This window comes from Pantoea rodasii (assembly GCF_002095465.1).
GTDB lineage: Bacteria > Pseudomonadota > Gammaproteobacteria > Enterobacterales > Enterobacteriaceae > Pantoea > Pantoea rodasii.
The window spans coordinates 1-22490 of sequence record NZ_MLFP01000026.1 but is presented as its reverse complement, the minus strand read 5'-3'; the positions used below and the strand labels follow the sequence as shown (position 1 = coordinate 22490).

General features: G+C 53.4%; 18 protein-coding genes and 3 pseudogenes. 18 read left to right on the top strand and 3 right to left on the bottom strand.

Annotation, left to right across the window (positions count from 1 at the left end; genetic code table 11):
* Positions 1–100 precede the first annotated feature (100 nt).
* Complete coding sequence (locus HA45_RS21490; RefSeq protein ID WP_100702086.1) at positions 101–439, bottom strand: DUF2002 family protein; 339 nt, start codon at positions 437–439, stop codon at positions 101–103.
* Between the two features lie 150 nt (positions 440–589).
* Here HA45_RS21490 and HA45_RS21485 point away from each other — a divergent pair, with 150 nt between their 5' ends.
* From HA45_RS21485 to emrB, 11 genes and pseudogenes are all read left to right on the top strand, one after another.
* Positions 590–907: a DUF883 family protein gene (locus tag HA45_RS21485; protein ID WP_100702085.1), complete on the top strand. Its 318-nt coding sequence runs from the start codon at positions 590–592 to the stop codon at positions 905–907.
* Positions 908–1238: 331 nt separating this feature from the next.
* A pseudogene (nrdH, locus tag HA45_RS21480) lies at positions 1239–1480 on the top strand (glutaredoxin-like protein NrdH).
* 3 nt (positions 1481–1483) lie between these two features.
* Positions 1484–1888, top strand: coding sequence for a class Ib ribonucleoside-diphosphate reductase assembly flavoprotein NrdI (nrdI, locus tag HA45_RS21475; RefSeq protein ID WP_100702084.1), 405 nt, complete (start codon positions 1484–1486; stop codon positions 1886–1888).
* Complete coding sequence (gene nrdE, locus HA45_RS21470; RefSeq protein WP_100702083.1) at positions 1867–4005, top strand: class 1b ribonucleoside-diphosphate reductase subunit alpha; 2139 nt, start codon at positions 1867–1869, stop codon at positions 4003–4005. Before nrdI ends, nrdE begins: the two co-directional genes overlap by 22 nt.
* 8 nt (positions 4006–4013) lie before the next feature.
* The gene (gene nrdF / locus HA45_RS21465; protein WP_100702110.1) at positions 4014–4973 is read left to right on the top strand and encodes a class 1b ribonucleoside-diphosphate reductase subunit beta; all 960 of its coding nucleotides are present in this window, start codon (positions 4014–4016) and stop codon (positions 4971–4973) included.
* A gap of 412 nt (positions 4974–5385) precedes the next feature.
* Positions 5386–6576: a glycine betaine/L-proline ABC transporter ATP-binding protein ProV gene (gene proV / locus HA45_RS21460; RefSeq protein WP_100702082.1), complete on the top strand. Its 1191-nt coding sequence runs from the start codon at positions 5386–5388 to the stop codon at positions 6574–6576.
* Positions 6577–6578: 2 nt separating this feature from the next.
* Positions 6579–7805: a glycine betaine/L-proline ABC transporter permease ProW gene (gene proW, locus HA45_RS21455; protein WP_100702081.1), complete on the top strand. Its 1227-nt coding sequence runs from the start codon at positions 6579–6581 to the stop codon at positions 7803–7805.
* Positions 7806–7868: 63 nt separating this feature from the next.
* A pseudogene (gene proX, locus HA45_RS21450) lies at positions 7869–8863 on the top strand (glycine betaine/L-proline ABC transporter substrate-binding protein ProX).
* Between the two features lie 652 nt (positions 8864–9515).
* On the top strand, positions 9516–10046 hold the full coding sequence (mprA, locus tag HA45_RS21445; protein ID WP_100702079.1) for a transcriptional repressor MprA: 531 nt from the start codon (positions 9516–9518) through the stop codon (positions 10044–10046).
* Between the two features lie 149 nt (positions 10047–10195).
* Positions 10196–11368 (top strand): multidrug efflux MFS transporter periplasmic adaptor subunit EmrA, encoded by a 1173-nt coding sequence (gene emrA, locus HA45_RS21440; RefSeq protein WP_100702109.1) that lies wholly within the window; start codon positions 10196–10198, stop codon positions 11366–11368.
* A 17-nt stretch (positions 11369–11385) separates the two neighbouring features.
* Complete coding sequence (gene emrB / locus HA45_RS21435; protein ID WP_100702078.1) at positions 11386–12921, top strand: multidrug efflux MFS transporter permease subunit EmrB; 1536 nt, start codon at positions 11386–11388, stop codon at positions 12919–12921.
* Positions 12922–12958: 37 nt separating this feature from the next.
* Here the strand turns inward: emrB and HA45_RS21430 are convergent, their stop codons facing one another.
* Positions 12959–14092 carry a tRNA/rRNA methyltransferase gene (locus tag HA45_RS21430; RefSeq protein WP_100702077.1) on the bottom strand — a complete coding sequence of 378 codons (1134 nt, stop codon included), beginning with the start codon at positions 14090–14092 and terminating at the stop codon, positions 12959–12961.
* 156 nt (positions 14093–14248) lie between these two features.
* Between HA45_RS21430 and trxC the strand changes: the two genes are divergently transcribed.
* The 7 genes and pseudogenes from trxC to HA45_RS21400 all read left to right on the top strand — a co-directional run bounded on the left by trxC (position 14249) and on the right by HA45_RS21400 (position 20787).
* Complete coding sequence (gene trxC, locus HA45_RS21425) at positions 14249–14668, top strand: thioredoxin TrxC (RefSeq protein WP_100702076.1); 420 nt, start codon at positions 14249–14251, stop codon at positions 14666–14668.
* 75 nt (positions 14669–14743) lie between these two features.
* The gene (locus tag HA45_RS21420) at positions 14744–15436 is read left to right on the top strand and encodes a tRNA-uridine aminocarboxypropyltransferase (protein ID WP_100702075.1); all 693 of its coding nucleotides are present in this window, start codon (positions 14744–14746) and stop codon (positions 15434–15436) included.
* An 85-nt stretch (positions 15437–15521) separates the two neighbouring features.
* The gene (locus HA45_RS28395) at positions 15522–15938 is read left to right on the top strand and encodes a YiiX/YebB-like N1pC/P60 family cysteine hydrolase (protein WP_244563504.1); all 417 of its coding nucleotides are present in this window, start codon (positions 15522–15524) and stop codon (positions 15936–15938) included.
* Positions 15938–16291: a C40 family peptidase gene (locus HA45_RS28390; protein WP_244563503.1), complete on the top strand. Its 354-nt coding sequence runs from the start codon at positions 15938–15940 to the stop codon at positions 16289–16291. The genes HA45_RS28395 and HA45_RS28390 overlap by 1 nt, the downstream gene beginning before the upstream one ends.
* Positions 16292–16334: 43 nt before the next feature.
* Positions 16335–18991, top strand: a pseudogene (locus HA45_RS21410) (bifunctional acetate--CoA ligase family protein/GNAT family N-acetyltransferase).
* A 116-nt stretch (positions 18992–19107) separates the two neighbouring features.
* A complete protein-coding gene (gene pssA / locus HA45_RS21405) occupies positions 19108–20463 on the top strand; it encodes a CDP-diacylglycerol--serine O-phosphatidyltransferase (RefSeq protein ID WP_100702072.1) in 1356 nt (451 codons plus the stop codon).
* Positions 20464–20466: 3 nt separating this feature from the next.
* Positions 20467–20787: a YfiM family lipoprotein gene (locus HA45_RS21400; RefSeq protein ID WP_100702071.1), complete on the top strand. Its 321-nt coding sequence runs from the start codon at positions 20467–20469 to the stop codon at positions 20785–20787.
* On the opposite strand, the gene HA45_RS21395 is transcribed toward HA45_RS21400, so the two are convergent.
* Positions 20788–22092 carry an MFS family transporter gene (locus tag HA45_RS21395; RefSeq protein WP_100702070.1) on the bottom strand — a complete coding sequence of 435 codons (1305 nt, stop codon included), beginning with the start codon at positions 22090–22092 and terminating at the stop codon, positions 20788–20790.
* Positions 22093–22490 lie beyond the last annotated feature (398 nt).

Here is a 22490-nt window from a genome sequence, read left to right as displayed (position 1 = left end):
GACACAGGGTTATACGCGCCAGCGTGCCAATTTGCAACGTGGCGAAAGGTAAGGGTTTGATAAGGGAAGGTGTGCGGCCCCGCGTGAACGGGGCACCACATCAGGCGCCAAACACGCCTTGCAGATAGCGCTCAAGCGCGATACGCGAGCTAAAACCGTGCGGAATACCGTAATGCTCCTGGGACTCACCCATTAAATAGAGCGGAAACTGCGTGTAGTGATTGCAGGTTTTCATCTCAGAAGCGGGCTCAGCAAAGTGCTGGCTTTTCTCTTTCAGCGTAGGGTGAATGATCAATGCGGTGCGGCCCATGCGCGCTTCGCGATTGACGTAGACATAGCTTTCACCACGACGATAACCGTAGATTTTCGGCGTCAGGGTATCCATTTCGAACCCTGCTTTTTCCAGTACGCGCGCTACCTCATCCGGACGTAAATACATGCTTGCTCCTCTCTTCTCACAGCCCCGCAACCTTACAACAGGCCGACCACTCAGGACATTCGGAATTTCCCTAAAGCCTGGCATACGCCTGCGTTTAGTCACGTTTCGTCTACACTTAGTATTACTTGTTAAATCAAAGGGAGCGAAAAAATGTTTAATCGCGTAAGCAAAAACGATGACATTGATATTAATCAGGATGTGAATGAGCTGGCAGATTCGCTCGAAGCATTACTTAAATCTTACGGCAGCGAAGCCAAAGATGAAGTGGATAGCGCACGCAATAAAGCACAGTCGCTGCTGAAACAGACCCGCGCAAAACTGAACAGCGGTAACAGCCGTGTCTCTCAGGCCGCGCGTGACGCAAGTTATCAGGTTGATGCCTATGTGCATGATAAACCCTGGCATGGCGTGGGTGTCGGTGCAGCAATTGGCCTGGTATTAGGTGCACTGTTGATGTCACGTCGTTAACAGTCATTAACGTTTAAGAGAGCCTCGCGATTGCGGGGCTTTTTTGCGCCTGATACAAATGAAAACGCACGAATTTTGACCTAAATTTTGCCTCCCTCGCCTTTACAAAAAATTTTATCGGCCTGCAAGGCGCGTGATTTCTGGCGTTAGCCTTTATCCGAAGAACAAAATAACAAAACCCTATATCTGGTGGGCTTGACCGCCACGACCACTACATCTAGTATTCAACCCATCAACTTGCTACCAGATGTCGTCAAGGATGAAGTTCGCTGCAAACAGGATTTTGCTTCGTATCTCGCATCCAGACCGCAATCAAAGGGAAATACGAATCATGCGCATTATTATTTACACTAAAAACAACTGTGTCCAGTGCAACGCGACAAAAAATGCCATGGACCGTAAAGGTATCGACTATCAACTGATCAACCTCGATACCCAACCGGAAGCCATTGATAACCTCAAATCCCTCGCTATCGCCAGGTACCCGTTGTCATGACGCATGATGACCACTGGAGCGGCTTCCGCCCTGACAAGATTGCCAGCTTGCGCCAGCTCGCTGCTGTCGGGGGATAAGCGATGTTCCCACTGGTGTACTTCTCTAGCCAGTCGGAAAACACGCACCGATTTATCACTCGTCTGGGACTGCCTGCTTGCCGTATCCCCCTTGATGGCAAGCAGCTCCTGCATATCGACCAACCCTTTATTTTAGTGGTGCCGAGCTACGGCGGCGGCAGTGCGCGGGGTGCGGTGCCCAGACAAGTGATTCAATTCCTTAATGATGACGCCAACCGACGCGGTATTCGCGGGGTGATTGCTGCCGGAAATCGCAATTTCGGTGAAGGCTATTGCCTGGCGGGCGACATCATTGCGCAGAAATGTCAGGTTCCTTATCTCTACCGCTTTGAGCTGATGGGAACCCCCGACGATATCGCTAATGTAAAAGCGGGAGTAACCCAATTTTGGCAACGACAGACACCCTGAACAGCACGCAGCTGGATTATCACGCGCTCAACGCGATGCTGAACCTGTATGACGCCGATGGCCGTATTCAGTTTGAAAAAGATCACGAGGCCACGCGTCAGTTCTTCTTACAGCACGTGCAGCCGAATACGCTGCAATTCGCCTCAACCGGCGAGCGTCTGCGCTATCTGGTGGCGGAAGGCTACTATGAAGCGGAAGTGCTGAATCAGTATGACTTTGACTTCTTGTGCCAGCTGCACGAGGAAGCCGATGCCTGGGGTTTCCGTTTTCACACCTTCCTCGGTGCGTGGAAGTTTTACACCAGCTACACGCTGAAAACCTTCGACGGCAAACGCTATCTCGAAACCTTCGAACAGCGCGCCTGCATGGTGGCGCTGACGCTGGCACGCGGCAACGCATCCCTCTCACGCGAATTGCTGGCAGAAATGCTCAGCGGCCGTTTCCAGCCCGCCACCCCAACCTTCCTCAACTGCGGAAAACAGCAGCGTGGCGAGCTAGTCTCGTGCTTCCTGCTGCGCATTGAAGACAATATGGAATCGATTGGGCGCGCGGTGAACTCGGCGCTACAGTTGTCAAAGCGCGGCGGCGGCGTAGCGTTCCTGCTCTCCAACCTGCGTGAATCCGGTGCACCGATTAAGCGTATCGAAAACCAGTCGTCTGGCGTGATTCCGGTGATGAAGATGCTGGAAGATGCGTTTTCTTACGCGAATCAGCTGGGTGCACGTCAGGGCGCGGGTGCGGTGTGGCTGAATGCGCATCACCCCGATATCTTCCGCTTCCTCGATACCAAACGCGAAAACGCTGACGAGAAGATCCGTATCAAAACGCTGTCGCTCGGCGTAGTGATCCCGGATATCACCTTCCAGCTGGCAAAAGACAACCGCGATATGGCGCTGTTCTCGCCGTACGACGTTGAGCGCATTTACGGCAAAGCGTTTGGTGATATCAGCATCAGCGAGCTGTATGAAGAGATGCTGGCCGACGATCGTATCCGCAAGACTTACATCAAGCCGCGTGATTTCTTCCAGACGCTGGCAGAAATTCAGTTTGAGTCAGGCTATCCGTACATCATGTACGAAGACAGCGTGAACCGTCATAACCCGATTGCCGGCCGCATCAACATGAGCAACCTGTGTTCGGAGATTTTGCAGGTTAACAGCGCCAGCGAATTCCATGACGATCTCAACTATCGCCGCGTCGGTAAGGATATCTCCTGTAACCTCGGCTCGCTGAACATTGCGCATGCCATGGATTCACGCAACCTGGCACAAACCGTGGAGACGGCAGTGCGCGCCTTAACAGCGGTTTCAGAGATGAGTGAAATCAACTCGGTGCCGTCGGTGGCAGAAGGCAATCGCCGTTCACACGCGGTCGGCTTAGGTCAGATGAACCTGCACGGCTACCTGGCGCGTGAAGGCATGGCTTATGGCTCAGAAGAAGCGCTGGATTTCACCAACCTCTACTTCTACTGCGTGACCTATCACGCGGTGCGCACGTCGAACCTGTTGGCACAAGAGCGCAAACAGAGTTTCGATGGCTTTGAGCAGTCGCAGTACGCCAACGGTCATTACTTCGATAAGTATGTGGATCGTGCCTGGCTGCCGCGCACCGCGCGTGTGGCGCAACGCTTTGCGGATGCAGGCATTGCGTTGCCGACCCAAGCCGATTGGCAGACATTGCGCGAATCCGTGATGCAACACGGTTTGTTTAACCAGAACTTACAGGCCGTTCCGCCGACCGGTTCGATCTCGTACATCAATCACGCGACATCGAGTATTCACCCGATTGTGTCGCGCATTGAGATCCGCAAAGAGGGTAAAACCGGCCGCGTTTATTATCCGGCGCCGTTTATGACCAACGACAATCTCGATCTCTATCAGGATGCGTACCAGATTGGCCCGGAAGCGATTATTGATACCTACGCCGAAGCCACGCAGCACGTCGATCAGGGCTTGTCATTGACGCTGTTCTTCCGCGATGACGTCACCACGCGTGACATCAACAAAGCGCAGATTTATGCGTGGAAGAAAGGTATCAAAACGCTCTATTACATCCGTCTGCGCCAGATGGCGCTGCAAGGCACCGAAGTTCAGGGCTGCGTCTCCTGCTCATTGTGATGAAAACTATGCAACTTAAACAAATTCAAGCGATTAACTGGAACCGCATCCAGGACGATAAAGATCTCGAAGTGTGGAACCGCCTGACCAGTAACTTCTGGCTGCCGGAAAAAGTGCCGTTGTCTAATGACCTGCCAGCATGGCAGTCGCTGGACCACCAGCAGCAGCAGCTGACCATCCGCGTGTTTACCGGATTAACCCTGCTCGACACCATTCAAAACGTGATCGGCGCGCCGGGGCTGATGGAAGATGCCCTCACGCCACATGAAGAAGCAGTGCTGTCGAATATCAGCTTTATGGAAGCGGTGCATGCGCGCTCCTACAGCTCGATTTTCTCCACGCTGTGTAACACCGCCGATGTTGATGCGGCATATCGCTGGAGCGAAGAGAACGAAGCCCTGCAGAACAAGGCGAAGATTGTGCTGGAGCACTATCGTGCCGAGGACCCGCTGAAGAAGAAAATCGCCAGCGTGTTTCTGGAATCGTTCCTGTTCTACTCCGGTTTCTGGCTGCCAATGTATTGGTCGAGCCGCGGTAAATTAACCAACACGGCCGATTTGATTCGTTTGATTATTCGCGATGAAGCGGTGCACGGTTATTACATCGGCTACAAGTACCAGAAGGCACTGGAAAAAGTCGACGATGCACGCCGCGAAGAGTTGCAGCAATTTGCCATCGATTTGCTGCTGGCGCTGTATGAAAACGAAGTGGTTTACACCGAAGCGCTGTACGCAGATGTGGGTTGGGCGGAAGAGGTGAAAACCTTCCTGCACTACAACGCCAACAAAGCCTTGATGAATCTGGGATATGAGGCGCTGTTCCCATCAGAGCTGACGACGGTGAATCCGGCCATTCTCTCGGCTTTGTCACCGAATGCCGATGAAAACCACGATTTCTTCTCGGGTTCAGGTTCTTCCTACGTGATGGGAAAAGCGGTGGAAACCGAAGATGAGGACTGGAATTTCTAACCTCTCGCCTACAGCACAGGGCGCGCCAAACTGCGCCCTTTCAGCACCTTGATATTTCTGCATTACCCTGCCAAATATTTCCCGGTTATTTCCCTTTCCAAACTTCATTATTTTGTCATTTTAGCGCCATCACTTTATCCATTATATCGCCCTTCTAAGCGCAATTTATTCGCCTTTCATTGAGCATTTGCGGTGAAAGCGGGTTAATTTCACAAAAAATTCAGAAAAAAATGATTCGCGCTCATCCCTTGTGAGCACTGGAATTATCGGCGATCTGCGCTATGCCAGTCACGCCAATATCCCCATTAAGGGTTGTCAGATATTCTCACTATGCTAGGTTATAGGGCGCTTAAATTTAATCGAGATCACAACAAGAAATAGCTAAACATTTAACCGGGAAATTAATTATTGCATGGCAATTAAACTCGAAGTAAAGAATTTATATAAGGTATTTGGGGATCACCCCGAAAAGGCATTTAAGCTGATTGAGAAAGGCGAAAGCAAAGAGAGTATTCTGGCGAAAACCGGTCTCTCCGTCGGCGTAAAAGATGCCAGTCTGGCCATTGAAGAAGGCGAGATCTTCGTCATCATGGGGCTGTCAGGTTCAGGCAAGTCCACCATGGTTCGCCTTCTCAATCGTCTGATCGAGCCCACTCGCGGCCAGGTGATCATTGACGGTGTCGATATTGCGAAAATATCGGATGCCGAACTGCGTGAAGTACGCAGAAATAAAATCAGCATGGTATTCCAATCCTTCGCATTAATGCCCCATATGACGGTGCTGAATAATGCCGCTTTTGGTATGGAATTAGCGGGCGTGCCTTTGCTTGAGCGTCAGGAAAAAGCGCTGGAAGCATTGCGTCAGGTGGGACTGGATAATTATGCTCACTCTTACCCAGATGAACTCTCCGGCGGTATGCGTCAACGTGTCGGATTAGCCCGCGCACTGGCGATCAATCCCGATATTTTATTGATGGATGAAGCCTTCTCCGCACTCGATCCACTCATTCGCACCGAAATGCAAGATGAGCTGGTAAAATTGCAGGCAAAACATCAGCGCACCATCGTGTTTATTTCCCATGACCTCGACGAAGCCATGCGTATTGGCGATCGCATCGCCATCATGCAGGGCGGCGAAGTGGTGCAGGTCGGTACGCCAGATGAAATCCTGAATAATCCCGCCAATGATTATGTTCGCACCTTCTTCCGTGGTGTTGATATTAGTCATGTGTTTAGCGCCAAGGACATTGCCCGTCGCAGCGCTGGCGCGCTGATCCGTAAAGCGGCCGGTTTTGGCCCACGTTCGGCCATCAAACTGCTTCAGGATGAAGACCGTGAATATGGCTATGTGCTGGAGAAACAGAAATTTGTCGGCGTCGTCTCAACCGATTCGCTAAAAGCGGCACTGGCCGCCGGCGAAGGCCTGGATAACGCGCTGCTTGAAACACCACTAGCGGTTCCCGCGGATACCTCACTGAACGATTTGCTCTCTCACGTTGCCCAGGCACCCTGCGCGGTGCCCGTGGTCGGTGAGGATAATCAGTACGTCGGTATTATTTCCAAAAGCATGCTATTGCGCGCTTTAGATCGTGAAGGAGCCTAATGATGAGTGAACAAACAGCCAATCCGTGGGGTAGCGCCAGCCAGACCACCCAGCCACCCGCCGCGACCGATTCCAGCGCGGCAGCCAGCAGTAGCGATCCCTGGGGCGGGAGCGCCGCCCCCGCAGACAGCAGCGCCGCTAACTCCGCAGCCAATGGTGGACATGATGCCGCCAGCAGTACATCCGGTAGCGGTTCAGCTGATGCATGGGGTGATCCCTCGGCGGCCAGCGGTGGCCATGATGCCGCCAGCAGTGCCGCCAGCAGCAGTGACTGGCTCAACAGTGCACCCGCTCCAGCGCCTGAACATTTCAATATCATGGATCCGTTCCACAAAACCTGGATCCCGCTCGACAGCTGGGTGACCGAAGGCATTGACTGGGTTGTCAGCCATTTCCGTCCGGTGTTTCAGGGCATTCGCGTGCCAGTGGACTACATCCTGAGTGGCTTCCAGCAGATGTTGCTGGGCATGCCCGCGCCTGTGGCAATTGTGGTATTTGCACTGATCGCCTGGCAGATTGCCAGCCCGGCGATGGGTATTGCGACTCTGATTTCACTGATTGCAATTGGTGCCATTGGCGCGTGGTCGCAAGCTATGGTGACGCTGGCGCTGGTTCTCACCGCCCTGCTGTTCTGCATCATTATCGGTCTGCCGTTGGGGATCTGGCTGGCACGCAGTGAACGTGCGGCGCGCATTATCCGGCCGTTGCTGGATGCGATGCAGACCACGCCTGCCTTCGTGTATTTAGTGCCGATCGTCATGCTGTTCGGTATCGGTAACGTGCCGGGTGTGGTGGTCACCATTATCTTTGCGCTGCCGCCGATGGTACGTCTCACCATCCTGGGCATTAAGCAGGTGCCCGCCGATTTGATCGAAGCGAGTGAATCCTTTGGTGCCAGTCCGCGTCAGATGCTGTTTAAAGTGCAGCTGCCGCTGGCGATGCCAACCATTATGGCCGGTGTGAACCAGACGCTGATGCTGGCGCTGTCGATGGTGGTTATCGCCTCGATGATTGCTGTTGGTGGTTTGGGTCAGATGGTGCTGCGCGGTATTGGTCGCCTCGATATGGGCCTCGCCACCGTTGGCGGTGTGGGTATCGTGATCCTCGCGATCATTCTTGATCGCCTGACTCAATCGGTAGCGCGTGATAGCCGTAGCCGTGGCAACCGTCACTGGTACAGCTCGGGCCCGGTTGGCCTGCTGCTTCGCCCCTTCAGTAAAAAAGCCTGATTTGTTTGGACGGCCCAGTGTGGCCGTCCGTCTCCGACGCAACACGTAAAATAAGGAATGACTATGCGCAAGACAGCTCTATTCGCCGCCGTCCTGACGACGTTCGCCGCGACGCACGTGTCCGCCGCCGACCTGCCGGGTAAAGGCATTACCGTTAAGCCTCTGCAGAGCACCATCGCAGAGGAAACCTTCCAGACGCTGATTGTCAGCCGCGCGCTGGAAAAACTGGGTTACACCGTTGAGAAGCCAGGCGAAGTCGATTACAACGTGGCGTACACCACTATCGCAGCCGGCGATGCGACCTTTGTGGCCGCCAACTGGAAGCCACTGCATGACGACATGTACAAAGCCGCTGGTGGCGACAACAAGTTTTACCGTGAAGGCACTTACGTTGGCGGCGCTGCCCAGGGTTATCTGATCGATAAAAAACCGCTGAGCAGTACCACATCACCAACATTGAACAGCTTAAAGATCCGAAAATTGCCAAGCTGTTCGACAGCAACGGGGATGGCAAAGCCGACATGACCGGCTGTACGCCGGGCTGGGGTTGTGAGGCGGTGATTAACCATCAGAACCAAGCCTTTGGCCTGGCTGATACGGTGACCGCCAATATGGGTAACTATTCCGCGATGGTGGCGGATACCCTGGCGCGCTTCAAGCAAGGTAAACCCATCCTTTATTACACCTGGACACCTTACTGGCTGAGCGACGTGCTGAAGCCGGGTAAAGATGTGGTATGGCTGCAGGTGCCATTCTCATCCCTGCCGGGTGAGCAGAGTAAAGTGGATACCAAACTGCCTAATGGCAAAAACTACGGTTTCCCGGTTAACACCATGCACATTGTGGCCAACAAAGCCTGGGCTGAGAAAAACCCGGCGGCGGCAAAACTGTTTGCTGAGATGAAATTGCCGATCGGTGATATCAACTCAGAGAACGCGGCAATGCACGCGGGCCAGGCGTCTGAAGCGGATATCAACCGTCATGTAGATGGCTGGATCAAGGGCCATCAGGCCGAGTTCGATAAGTGGATCTCTGACGCGCAGGCTGCGGCCAAGTAATCTGATTCCCCCCAAGAGCGGCTTTCTGGCCGCTCTTTTCTTATCCCCTCACTTTTTGTGCGCTATAACGCACTGGTACGTCCTGTTAATTAACACATCATTGAAATAATTTTTTGGGTTACTATTACCTCTATTGGGTTATCAACGTTTTACTTCCGTGATGAATACTGCCAGACAAATGCTCACTCTCACCTCGCGTGGGGCTCCATCCTCCAAACGAATGCATTCCATCATTTTAGCTGGTACGGTGTCAGGCACGCTGATGTTACAGTTTCGTTAATTAACTCGTTGATTTATTAGCTGAACACCTAAAATAAAAGTGTTTAGAAAACGTAAAGACGGGTCCAAAGCAGTGAGTGAGACTGTTCATTGATGATTGGGTTTGTTATGGTTAGCAGCACAGTTATTCACCATAGTTATTTTTTCTCGCGAAATTATTTTTCTGTAAAAAGGTTTCGCCAGGCGAATTGATGACAATGCAACCATTCTGCCGGATGTATTGTTGGGGCCAAATGCCCTGGGTTATGGAACGACCTGGAACGCCAGATGTTGACAATGTGATCGTGCAAACAATCACTGGCGGAAAATATGACTACGCTTAATCTGTCACCATCCTTACTATACAAGTTGCAACTAAGAGGTTTTTTTTAAAATGGAAAGTTCGTTTACTCCCATTGAACAGATGCTCAACATCCGTGCTAACCGCCATAAAGATTTTCCGTTGCAGGAAATCATCCTGACTCGTCTGTGCATGCATATGCAGGGAAAATTGTTGGATAACCGCAACAAGATGCTGAAGGCGCAGGGAATTAACGAAACCTTATTCATGGCGCTGATCACTTTGGATGCGCAGGAAAACCAGAGCATTCAGCCATCAGAATTAAGCTCTGCTTTGGGTTCTTCACGTACCAACGCAACGCGCATTGCTGATGAGCTGGAAAAACGCGGCTGGATTGAGCGTCGTGAAAGCGAGAACGATCGTCGCTGCCTGCACCTGCATCTGACTGAAAAAGGTAACGAATTCTTACGTCTTCTGTTACCACCGCAGCATCAGAGTCTGCAGTATCTGTGGTCTTCACTCTCCACCTCTGAGCAGGATCAGCTGGAAACGATTACCCGTAAACTGCTTAATCGTCTGGATAAGATGGACGAAGATCAGGTTATCGCTTCCCTGTCGCGCTAATAGCAAGAAGTGCGACACAATCACCTTCCGAAATCGCTATTTTAATCCCCTTTTATCCGGCCAGCGTCCAAAGCGCTGGCTTTTTCGACTCGGGAAACCGTGTTGAAGGATCAACACAGCCCGACTAAATGGAAAACGTGGAGAACAACATGAGTGCGACCGCGGAAGCGCAAAGCCCGCAACAGCCAGCGAATAAAAAGAAGAAGCGCAAAGGTGTGCTGATCCTGCTGGCTATCGTGTTTGTATTGATTGGGGTGGCGTATCTGGCCTACTGGTATTTGGTGTTACGCCATTTCCAGGAAACCGATGATGCCTATGTGGCGGGCAACCAGGTGCAGGTGATGGCGCAGGTTTCCGGTAGCGTGAACAAAGTCTGGTTTGATAACACTGACGTGGTGAAGAAAGGTGACATTTTGGTGTCACTGGATAAAACCGATGCCGAGCAGGCGTTTGAAAAAGCGCAGACCGCGTTGGCCACCAGCGTGCGTCAAACCCATCAGTTGATGATCAATGGCAAGCAGTATCAGGCCACCATCAAACTGCAGCAAACCGCGCTGGATCAGGCCGAAGCTGACCTGAAACGCCGTGAGCCGCTAGGTGCGTCTAACCTGATTGGCCGTGAAGAGCTGCAACACTCGCGTGATGCCGTTGCGACGGCCAAAGCGCAGCTGGATGTGGCTGTGCAGCAATATAACGCTAACCAGGCGATGATCCTGAGCACCAATCTGGAAAATCAACCGGCAGTGAAACAGAGCGCCGCCGAAGTCCGCGATGCGTGGCTGGCACTGCAGCGCACTGATATCCGCAGTCCGATGGACGGTTATGTCTCCCGTCGCAGCGTGCAGGTCGGTTCACAAATTTCCACCAGCACCCCGCTGCTGGCGGTGGTGCCTGCCAATAATCTGTGGATTGATGCCAACTTTAAAGAGACCCAGCTTGCTGGCGTGCGCATTGGTCAGTCTGCCACGGTGATCAGTGATATCTACGGTGATGACGTGGAGTATCACGGCAAAGTCGTCGGTCTGGATATGGGCACCGGTAGCGCCTTCTCACTGCTGCCTGCGCAAAACGCCACCGGCAACTGGATCAAAGTGGTGCAACGTTTGCCGGTGCGTATTGAGTTGGATGCGAAGCAAGTGGCCGACCATCCGCTGCGTATTGGCCTCTCCACATTGGTGAAAGTGGATACCCAGAATAAAGACGGCGCCACACTGGCCAGCAGCGTACGTACGCAAGCGGCCTATGAAAGTAATGCACTGGCTATCGACCTCGCGCCGGTTAACCAGCTGATTACTGACATCGTTAATGCCAACGCCGACTAATTTCGCGGGAGTCTGTCATGGCACAAAAACCGCTTGAAGGTGCGCCGTTAGTCCTGATGACCATCGCCTTATCACTGGCGACGTTTATGCAGGTGCTCGACTCCACCATCGCTAACGTGGCGATACCCACTATCGCCGGTAACCTGGGGGCCTCGAACTCACAGGGCACCTGGGTCATTACCTCATTCGGGGTGGCTAACGCCATCTCGATTCCGATCACCGGTTGGTTAGCCAAACGCGTGGGCGAAGTGAAGCTGTTTACCTGGGCGACGATTTTATTTGTGATCGCCTCCTGGGCCTGCGGGATGTCCGATAGCCTGGAGATGCTGATTTTCTTCCGCGTCATCCAGGGTGTGGTTGCCGGCCCGTTGATTCCACTCTCTCAGAGCCTGCTGCTAAACAACTATCCTCCTGCGAAGCGCAGCGTTGCGCTTTCGTTGTGGGCGATGACGGTGATTGTGGCGCCAATCTGCGGTCCGATTCTGGGCGGCTGGATCAGTGATAACTATCACTGGGGTTGGATCTTCTTTATCAACGTGCCAATCGGCGCGGTGGTGGTGTTACTGACGCTGCAAACGTTGCGGGGACGTGAAACCAAAACGGAAATCCGCCCGATTGATATGGTGGGTTTGGTATTGCTGGTGGTAGGGATTGGTTCACTGCAGGTGATGCTCGACCGCGGTAAAGAGCTTGATTGGTTTAGCTCTACCGAAATCATTGTATTGACGGTGGTCGCGGTCGTGGCGCTGGTGGTGCTACTGGTGTGGGAGCTCACCGATGACCATCCGATTGTCGATTTGTCGCTATTTAAAAAGCGAAATTTCACCATCGGCTGTTTGTCGATCAGCCTGGCTTACATGCTCTACTTCGGCTCGATCGTACTGCTGCCGCAGCTGCTACAGGAGGTCTATGGCTACACAGCCACCTGGGCAGGTTTGGCGTCCGCGCCGGTCGGTATCATTCCGGTTATCCTGTCGCCGATCATTGGTCGCTTTGCTCACAAGCTGGATATGCGACGGTTGGTGACCTTCAGCTTTATCATGTACGCGGTCTGTTTCTACTGGCGCGCGTATACGTTTGAGCCGGGGATGGATTTTGGAGCATCGGCATGGCCGCAGTTTATTCAGGGCTTTGCCGTGGCTTGCTTCTTTATGCCACTGACCACCATCACGCTGTCAGGCTTACCGCCGGAGCGTATGGCGGCGGCATCCAGCTTGTCGAACTTTGTGCGAACGCTGGCGGGCTCGATTGGGACCTCGATCACCACCACGATGTGGACCGATCGTGAATCGATGCACCACAGCTATCTGTCAGAGTCGGTGAACCCGTTCAATCCCAATTCGCAGCAGATGTATGACCAACTGCAAAGCATGGGCATGACGCAGCAGCAGGCATCAGCCTACATTGCACAGCAAATTACCAATCAGGGCCTGATTATCTCGGCGAATGAGATCTTCTGGGCATCGGCGGGGGTGTTTTTAATCTTGCTGGTTCTGGTGTGGTTTGCACGTCCGCCATTTGGCGCGGGCGGTGGCGGCGGTGGCGCGCACTAACGATAGAAACAAAAACGGGCCTTTCGGCCCGTTTTCTTTATGCGTTCTGGCGCCACCATTCGGCGAGCAGAATACCGGTTGCAACCGATACGTTGAGACTTTCAACGTTGCCAGTACCACCAATCGATAGGCTGATGTCGCCCTGCTGGAAAGCGCTGTCGGACAGACCTTCACGCTCCTGACCCAGCACCAGCACCATTTTGGCTGGCAGCTCGGCTTTCGCCAGCGGTGTGCCTTCATGGCTTGAGGTGGTAACGATGGTGTAACCTGCTTTGCGGAATGCTTCCAGTCCCTCAGCAAAGCTTTCACCGCTGATAGCCTGCACGTGTTCAGCTCCGCCTTCCGCGGTACGTACGGCAGCGCCCGATTCCAGTAATGAAGCATCGTTTACCAGCAAGCCTTTCACGCCGAAGTGTGCGCAGCTACGCATGATACCGCCGAGGTTGTGCGGGTTGCTCACATCTTCCAGCGCCAGCACGCAATCTTTGGTATCGGCTTTTTTCAGCCATTCGGATACTTCCATGCCCATGCGCTTTTTAATAATAAAGCACACACCGCCGTGGTGTTCGGTGCCTGACGCTTTGGTCAGCTCAGCGTCTTCCACCACGTGATAGGCTTTGCGGTTAGCCGCTAACCAACGCAGCGTTTCACGGAAACGCGGGGTCACGCTCTGAACAAACCAGGCGCGCACAATGCTTTCCGGACGGCTGGCAAACAGCGCCTGGCAGGCGTTCTCACCGTAAACGCGCGTCTCTTCCTGACGCTGACGGCGAATCTGCTCGGGATCAATCACTGGCTTGTTGCTGGCCGCATCATCAACCTGGCTGTCGTCAGCCACTGGCGGACGAGAAACGGTGCGCCATGGTGAATCACCAAAGCTACGGTTGTCATCAGCACGATTGTCGCGACCACCGAAGCTGCGACCGCGGTCAGCATTGCGGGCATCACGAGCAGGCGTACCACGACCCGCTGCATCACCACGTGCGCCACCGCTACGACCGCCTTCTTCATTATTACGTGCACTGCGAGGACCAGAACGACGATTATCTTCCTGGCGCGCAGCAGGACGGCCGCCTTTGCCGGTACGGGGATTCGGCTTCTGACCGCCATCCTCATCACGTACATACATCACTTTTACCTTGCCGCTTTTGCCTTTAAATTCGTCGTTCATTTGTTCCTCCTGCATTGAGAGCGCGAAGATTACCTGATGTATTGGTGCTTAGCTATCAACTATTGAACCTATTGGGCAATCCAGATTGAGCATAGCACTCAACCTTTTCATAATGTTCGGCAATCATCATATTTACAGGTCCGGTTAGAGGTGACGATGAATACAGTATGTGCCTCCTGTCAGGCAACCAACCGCGTTCCAGAGGCGCGTGTTAGCGATGGCGCCAAGTGTGGCCGCTGCGGCGATGCGTTGTTTAACGGTGAAGTGACAAATGCCACCGCAGCAACGTTAGACAAGTATTTGCAAGACGATCTGCCCGTTGTTGTCGACTTCTGGGCGCCGTGGTGCGGCCCATGCGTCAACTTTGCGCCGGTGTTTAAAGACGTTGCTGATGAACGTCGCGGGAAAGTGCGCTTTGTGAAAGTGAATACTGAGGCCGAACCGGCGCTAAGCTCTCGTTTCCGCATTCGCAGCATTCCCACCATTATGTTGTTTAAAAATGGCGAGATGGTCGACATGCTCAATGGTGCGATGCCCAAAGCGCCGTTCAATGAGTGGCTCGACGAATCGCTGTAGTCATTAAGGCCAGCCGCGTGCTGGCCTTGTGGTTTGCCTTACATTAAAATGGCGTTTTTTCCTGCCTGCGATTCTATGTCTGAAAATGCCGTCCTGCGCTTACGTGCGCAACGTTTAGCGCGCGCCACGCGTCCGTTTCTTGCCCGCGGTAACCGCGTCGTGCGCTGCCAGCGTTGTCTGCTGCCGCAAAAAAACTGCCTGTGCGCCACCTTGCAACCGCAGCAAGCGCGCAGCCGTTTTTGCCTGGTGATGTTCGATACCGAACCGATGAAACCCAGCAACACTGGACGACTGATCGCCGATATCCTGCCAGATACGTTGGCGTTTGGCTGGTCACGCACCGAACCTGATGAAGCGATGCTGGCCGCAGTGAAAACCGACGACTATCAGCCACTGGTGGTGTTTCCGGGTTCGTACGCCGATGCAGGACGTGAAGTGCTGACGACACCGCCCATCACCGGAAAACCGCCGCTGTTTATTATGCTCGACGGTACCTGGACTGAAGCCCGCAAAATGTTCCGCAAAAGCCCCTGGCTGGATGCTTTCCCGGTGATGTCGCTGAACGTCTCCACGCCTTCGCGCTATACCTTGCGTGAAGCCCACGGTGAGGGACAACACTGTACCGCTGAAGTGGCCGCAGCGCTGTTGGAACAGGCTGGCGATGTTGATGCAGCTCAGGCGTTACAGCGACATTTTGAGCATTTCCGTCACGCTTATCTGGCAGGCAAGCCGCATCATCCGGTGCACTATCAGGAAAGCGTGCTGTAAGGATCGCCTGATTTTTTAACACGCCCGTTTGATTTATAGTCGCACATCGCCATGGAATTGGCCCCATACATAAGGATGATGTGCTATGAAAATCTGGTGGTTTGTCGTGCTGCTGCTCACGGGCTGTAGCACGGCCCCGCAATCTGACCGTCCTTTCCCACTGCAGGTGCAATCCGTTAGCACGCGTCCAGGTGACATCATTACCGTTACTGAATTACAGCCCGGTGATTTGTTGCTCTCCTCTGCCACCTCGCCGCAATCCTGGGGCATTCGCCTGTTCAGCTTCACAGGCGTCAGTCATGCAGCAATCTATCTGGGTGATCAGCAAGTGGCGGAAGCCGTAGGCAGTGGTGTAAAAATCATTCCGCTGCAGCAGGCCATTGACGAGAGTAATAATTTACTGGTGCTACGCGTGCCCAGTCTCACTCAAGACCAAAGCTCGCTGCTGCGCGAGTTTGCCCACCAGCAACAAGGCAAAAATACAATTTCAAAGGTATTGTGATGTTTATGCCGTTTATGGTTTCGCGCCGTGTCTGCGAGCTGCCGCTGATGCATGAGAATCTGCGCAGTGCTTGTCTCACTGCATTGGCACGCGTGCAGCTCGCCGACGTTGACGATCCTCAAGCCAATCGCTTCTTCTGCTCAGAATTCGTCCTCGCAGGTTATCGCCATGCAGGAGTCGAGCTGCTTCAGGGACAAGCGAGCTGGGTCAGCCCAGCTGATCTCCTGCATCTGCGTGATGGCGATGTTTCAGCATGGTATAGCGAGCAGAGTATGCAGTACATCGGGCATTTAAAGCGCTGGAACCTTAAAGAGATCCTCAGCCTGCGATCGGCGAGTCGGCAAGCGGAGTAAAAAGCGTTTACAATCATGCCAATCTTGATCTCAGGAGTGGATGATGAGCCAACGCGGACTGGAAGCACTGTTACGACCTAAATCAATCGCGGTGATTGGTGCGTCGGTTACACCGGGGCGCGCCGGTTACTTTATGATGCGTAACCTGCTGGCAGGTGGATTTAGCGGTCCGGTACTGCCGGTCACGCCGAAATACAAGGCCGTGAGCGGCGTACTCGCCTGGCCGGATATTGCCAGCCTGCCCTTTCCGCCCGATCTCGCCATTATCTGTACTCATGCCAAACGCAATCTTGAACTGCTGCAACAGCTGGGTGAAAAGGGCTGTAAAGCCTGCATCATTCTTTCCGCGCCCGCCAGTCAGTTGGAGGAGTTGAAAGCCTGCGCCAGCCAATGGCAGATTCGCCTGCTCGGGCCGAACAGTCTGGGATTGCTGGCGCCGTGGCAGGGATTGAATGCCAGCTTCTCGCCGGTGCCCATCGCCAAAGGGCGCATTGCCTTTATTTCCCAGTCTGCGGCCGTGTCCAACACGATTCTCGACTGGGCCCAGCAGCGCAACCTTGGCTTCTCCTGGTTTATTGCGCTGGGTGATAGCCTGGATATCGACATCGACGATCTGCTGGATTTCCTTGCACGCGATGGCAAAACCAGCGCCATTCTGCTCTATCTTGAACATCTCAGTGATGCGCGCCGCTTTGTTTCGGCCTCACGTAGCGCCTCACGCAACAAACCGATTCTGGTGATCAAAAGCGGTCGCAGCCATCAGGCGCAGGCGATGATTGGCACCAACAGCGGGTTGGATGCCGCCTGGGACGCAGCGATTCAACGCGCCGGATTATTGCGCGTGCAGGACACGCACGAACTGTTTTCCGCGGTGGAATCACTGAGCCATATGCGCCCGTTGCGTGGTGAACGCTTAATGATCATCAGCAATGGCGCTGCGCCTGCCGCACTGGCGCTCGATGAGCTATATGCCCGCAACGGCAAGTTGGCCACGCTCAGTGATAAGACGTTGATGGCGCTCGCTGCGCTGCTGCCAGAGGGCGTCGGACGCGGCAATCCGCTGGATTTGAAAGATGATGCGACTCCCGCGCGTTACGTTGCCTGCATCGAGCAATTGCTCAACAGCCATGAATTAGATGCGCTGATGATTATTCATGCACCCAGCGCAGTCTCCCCCGCCAGTGAAACAGCCGAACAGATTATTGCCGCCGTGGCAAAACATCCGCGTGGTAAGCAGGTCACACTATTGACCAACTGGTGTGGCGAATATTCCTCACAGGCTGCACGTCGTGCTTTTACTCATGCCGGCATTCCCACCTGGCGCACGCCGGAAGGGACTGTTACCGCATTTATGCATCAGGTTGAGTATCGCCGCAACCAGAAGCAACTACGTGAAACGCCCGCACTGCCGATCGGCTTGACGCAAAACAGTGCCCAGGCACATCAGCTGATCCAACAGGCCCTGGATAAAGGCATCGATACCCTCGATACTCATGAAGTGCAGCCGGTATTGCAGGCCTATGGCATGTCTACCCTGCCCACGTGGATTGCCGGTGACAGTCATGAAGCCGCCAATATTGCCGACCAGATTGGCTATCCGGTGGCGCTCAAATTACGTTCCCCGGATATTCCGCATAAGTCTGAAGTACAGGGCGTGATGTTGTATCTGCGCAGTGCGGTTGAAGTGCAGCAGGCGGCAGAAGCGATTTTTGATCGCGTGCGTAAACCCATCCTCAGGCGCGCATCGATGGGCTATTGGTTCAGAGCATGGCGAACCGTGCTGGTGCGCAGGAATTGCGCGTGGTGGTGGAGCAGGATCCGCTGTTCGGTCCCATCATTATGCTGGGCGAAGGCGGTGTGGAATGGCAGCCGGATAAGCAGGCGGCGGTCGCCCTGCCGCCGCTCAACATGACGCTGGCGCGTTATCTGGTGCTCCAGGCGATGAAGAGCGGCAAAGTCCGCAGCCGTAGCGCGCTTCGCCCTCTGGATATTGCTGGCCTGAGTCAACTGCTGGTTCAGGTCTCAAACCTGGTGGTGGATTGCCCGGAGATTCAACGGCTCGATATCCATCCCCTTCTCGCCTCTGCCGATGAATTCACCTTACTGGATGTGACGCTGCAACTTGCACCATTTACCGGTGATAACGCAGCGCGATTAGCCATTCGCCCCTATCCGCACCATCTTGAAGAGCAGGTGCAGCTTAAAGATGGCCAGCACTGCCTGTTCCGCCCAATCTTGCCTGAAGATGAACCGCAGCTGCGGGCGTTTATCGCGCAGGTCACAAAAGAAGATCTTTATTATCGTTACTTCAGCGAAATCAATGAGTTCACTCATGAGGATCTCGCCAATATGACCCAAATCGATTATGACCGGGAAATGGCGATCGTGGCGGTGCGGCAGCATGAGGGTCAAGACGAGATCATCGGTGTCACGCGCGCAATTTCAGATGCCGACAACATTGATGCCGAATTCTCCGTGCTGGTGCGCTCTGATTTGAAGGGACTCGGCATGGGCAGGCGTTTGCTGGAAAAGATGATCCGCTACACGCGCGATCATGGCCTGCAACAATTGAACGGTATCACCATGCCGCATAATACCGGCATGATTACGCTGGCTCGAAAACTTAATTTTCGTGTGAATATTCAATTGGATGATGGCATTGCTAGCCTTAATTTACCCCTCGATGAGGCCGACACATGACCTGTACAGAAAGGTAAAAATCCTCCTTATCAGGCCGGTTGGTGTTATTATTTACCGTTAGGATCATGATTTGATGGCAAAAGGCCATGCAATGAACAGAGAAGAAGTGCACTGTGATGTTGTCTAAATTTAAACGCAATAAACACCAACAACACCTCGCACAGCTGCCTAAACTGTCACAATCCGTGTCGGATATGACCACGCTTTACTCGCCTGCCGAGTTCCGTGAAACCCTGCTGACGAAAATCGCGGCGGCTGAAAAACGCATCTGTATCGCCGCACTCTACCTTGAGAACGATGATGGCGGGCGTGACGTTATGCAGGCGCTTTACGCTGCGCGTCAGGCACGTCCGGAGCTGGATGTCAGCATTCTGGTGGATTGGCATCGTGCGCAGCGTGGCCGAATTGGTGCCGCGCGTGGGCTAACCAATGCCGACTGGTATTGCGAGATGGCGGCACAGCATCCGGACATTGCCATTCCGGTTTACGGTATTCCCGTTAACACCCGAGAAGCGCTTGGCGTGCTGCACCTGAAAGGCTTCATCATCGATGACACATTGCTGTATAGCGGTGCCAGCCTGAATGATGTTTACCTGCATCAGCATGATAGATATCGCTACGATCGCTACCAGTTAATCCGCAATCCGCAGTTGGCTGATACCATGTATGCGTGGATCTGCGAGAACTTAAAGCAGTCGGATGCGGTGAATCGTCTTGATCAAACCGAGCGTCCATCAAGTCCTGAGATCAAAAACGAGACGCGCCAGTTCCGTCAGGATCTGCGCAGTTTCAACTATCAGTTTTCGGGTAATGCTGACAACGAGTCATTGGCTGTCACGCCGCTGGTCGGTCTCGGCAAACGCAGTCTGCTAAATAAAACCATCTTCCACTTGATGCCGTGCGCCGAACGCAAACTCACACTGTGTACGCCTTACTTCAATCTTCCAGCAATCCTGGTACGCAACCTGATCCATCTGCTGCGTCAGGGAAAAGAGGTGGAGATCATCGTGGGCGATAAAACCGCCAACGATTTCTACATCCCGCCTGAGCAGCCGTTTAAGATCATTGGTGCACTGCCCTATCTGTATGAGATCAATCTGCGACGCTTCCTGAGCCGCTTGCAGTATTACGTCAACAATGGGCAGTTGACCGTGCGTCTGTGGAAGGACGGTGAAAACAGTTATCACCTCAAAGGCATTTGGGTCGATAGCGAGTGGATGATGATCACCGGCAATAACCTCAATCCACGCGCCTGGCGCCTGGATTTGGAAAATGCGGTACTGATCCACGATCCAAAGAATGAGCTGGCCGCGCAGCGTGAGAAAGAGTTAGCTCTGATTCGTGAAAATACCACGACGGTTCAGCACTTCCGCGAGCTAGAAAGTATCTCTGATTACCCGGCGAAAGTACGCAAACTGATTCGCCGTCTGCGCCGTATTCGTATTGATCGCTTGATTAGCCGCTTGTTATAACCGATGCGTGCGCTCATCCTCTGCGTAGTTTTACTTTGTAGCGGGTGTGCGCACGTGGCGCAAGATAACTGGACCGGAAAGGACAAAGCAGAACACTTCATCTCCTCCGCCGCACTGGCCGCTGCCGGCAGCGAAATATCCCAACATCAACATCAAAGCCGCGGGCAGAATTTACGCTTTGGTTTTTTATTCTCGCTGAGCTTTGGCGTGGGGAAAGAGTTATATGACAGCCGCTCCTCGGGGAGCGGCTGGAGCTGGAAAGATCTTAGCTATGATGTGGCGGGAGCCGCGACTGGCGTTGCATTGTGGAATCTGAGCCAGTAATCACAGTGCAATGCCTTTCCCTTTGCGATGCAACATCAGCGAAATCAGGAAGGCTACTGCCCCCATCGCGGATACATACCAGAAGAAGCTGGTCTCAATACCTTCCTTCTTCAGCAATAACGCCACATATTCCGCTGAACCTCCAAAAATGGCATTGGCTACCGCATACGAAAGTCCAACGCCGAGCGCGCGTACTTCAGGCGGGAACATTTCTGCTTTGAGGATGCCACTGATCGCGGTGTAGAAACTGGTGATGATCAACGCCAGCATGATCAGCGCAAATGCAATCCAACTGCTCTGCACATTCTGCAGCATCATCAGGATTGGAACCGTACAGATCGCTGCCCCGGCACCAAAGATCATCATCGAAGATCGACGACCGATCTTATCTGAAAGCGCACCCACGATCGGCTGAATCAACATGAAGACCAGTAATGCGCCCGTCATCAATCCGCTGGCACTCCGTGCATCCATCCCCGCCGTATTGACCAGATACTTCTGCATATACGTGGTGAAAGTGTAGAAACTTAGCGAACCGCCGGCGGTGAAACCTAATACCATCAGGAATGCGCGTGGGTGGTTACGCAATAAACCCCGAATGCTGCCCGCATCCTTATGTTCCCGGTTCTTTTTCTCGGAAGTTTCATTGAGTGAGCGACGCAGCCACAGTGCGACCACTGCCAGCACGGCACCGATGAAGAAAGGGATGCGCCATCCCCAGCTGCGTAACGCCTCATCGCTAAGGATCTGCTGCAGCACCACCACGGTCAGAACCGCTAATAGCTGTCCGCCAATCAACGTCACATACTGAAATGATGCATAAAAACCCTTGCGGCCCTCTAACGCGACTTCACTCATGTAAGTGGCGCTGGTGCCGTACTCTCCTCCCACCGACAAGCCCTGAAACATTCGCGCCAACAGCAGGATCACCGGCGCAGCAACGCCAATTTCTCCGTAACCGGGTAAGCAGGCGATCACTAATGATCCCAGGCACATCATGCAGACTGAAATCAGCATCGAGCTTTTTCGGCCATGTCGATCGGCAATGTAACCAAACAACCAGCCGCCGATGGGGCGCATTAAAAATCCGGCGGCGAATACGCCCGCGGTTTGCAATAACTGTGTTGTGGTATCGCCCGCTGGGAAGAATACGTGAGCGAAATAGAGTGAGAAAAAGGAGTATACATAAAAGTCGAACCATTCAACCAGGTTGCCCGATGATGCGCCAACAATCGCCCAGATGCGTTGTTTGCTGCTTGCTACTGATGCAGGTGTTACCACTTTTTGTTGTAGTGAGTCGGTCATGTCTTACCTCATTTCCTTGCGATAAATTATTGCCAAAGGATTCAGTAAAGCATGTGTTGGGCGGTTTCGGGAATTGAATACGGCTAGAGGTGGTAAATTGTGATTAATAAGGGGTTTTAGACTGAAATTTTGAGCGATTTTCAGCAAATCACCCGCCAACTTCAGAGCATTTCTCGTGGCTTGTTGCTGATTTACTGGATGAATACGTGATTGCGCTGGCAACCGATGCGGAATTAGCGATTAACATCCCTCTTCTCGATATTAATCAGCCGGTTAACGTGGCTGACTTTATCGAAAACTGGCTGAAAACGCGTCAGTAAGGGGGAGATTTTTGCCTGACTGGCTGAATTTCAGACGTAAAAAGGCCTGACTGCAGACGTAAAAAAGCCCTGAACTTT

Bases quoted from the DNA above. Each gene is read 5' to 3' on its own strand.
- HA45_RS21490 (WP_100702086.1), bottom strand. From the start codon at position 439: ATGTATTTACGTCCGGATGAGGTAGCGCGCGTACTGGAAAAAGCAGGG.
- HA45_RS21485 (WP_100702085.1), top strand. From the start codon at position 590: ATGTTTAATCGCGTAAGCAAAAACGATGACATTGATATTAATCAGGAT.
- nrdI (WP_100702084.1), top strand. From the start codon at position 1,484: ATGTTCCCACTGGTGTACTTCTCTAGCCAGTCGGAAAACACGCACCGA.
- nrdF (WP_100702110.1), top strand. From the start codon at position 4,014: ATGCAACTTAAACAAATTCAAGCGATTAACTGGAACCGCATCCAGGAC.
- proV (WP_100702082.1), top strand. From the start codon at position 5,386: ATGGCAATTAAACTCGAAGTAAAGAATTTATATAAGGTATTTGGGGAT.
- proW (WP_100702081.1), top strand. From the start codon at position 6,579: ATGAGTGAACAAACAGCCAATCCGTGGGGTAGCGCCAGCCAGACCACC.
- mprA (WP_100702079.1), top strand. From the start codon at position 9,516: ATGGAAAGTTCGTTTACTCCCATTGAACAGATGCTCAACATCCGTGCT.
- emrA (WP_100702109.1), top strand. From the start codon at position 10,196: ATGAGTGCGACCGCGGAAGCGCAAAGCCCGCAACAGCCAGCGAATAAA.
- emrB (WP_100702078.1), top strand. From the start codon at position 11,386: ATGGCACAAAAACCGCTTGAAGGTGCGCCGTTAGTCCTGATGACCATC.
- HA45_RS21430 (WP_100702077.1), bottom strand. From the start codon at position 14,092: ATGAACGACGAATTTAAAGGCAAAAGCGGCAAGGTAAAAGTGATGTAT.
- trxC (WP_100702076.1), top strand. From the start codon at position 14,249: ATGAATACAGTATGTGCCTCCTGTCAGGCAACCAACCGCGTTCCAGAG.
- HA45_RS21420 (WP_100702075.1), top strand. From the start codon at position 14,744: ATGTCTGAAAATGCCGTCCTGCGCTTACGTGCGCAACGTTTAGCGCGC.
- HA45_RS28395 (WP_244563504.1), top strand. From the start codon at position 15,522: ATGAAAATCTGGTGGTTTGTCGTGCTGCTGCTCACGGGCTGTAGCACG.
- HA45_RS28390 (WP_244563503.1), top strand. From the start codon at position 15,938: ATGTTTATGCCGTTTATGGTTTCGCGCCGTGTCTGCGAGCTGCCGCTG.
- pssA (WP_100702072.1), top strand. From the start codon at position 19,108: ATGTTGTCTAAATTTAAACGCAATAAACACCAACAACACCTCGCACAG.
- HA45_RS21400 (WP_100702071.1), top strand. From the start codon at position 20,467: ATGCGTGCGCTCATCCTCTGCGTAGTTTTACTTTGTAGCGGGTGTGCG.
- HA45_RS21395 (WP_100702070.1), bottom strand. From the start codon at position 22,092: ATGACCGACTCACTACAACAAAAAGTGGTAACACCTGCATCAGTAGCA.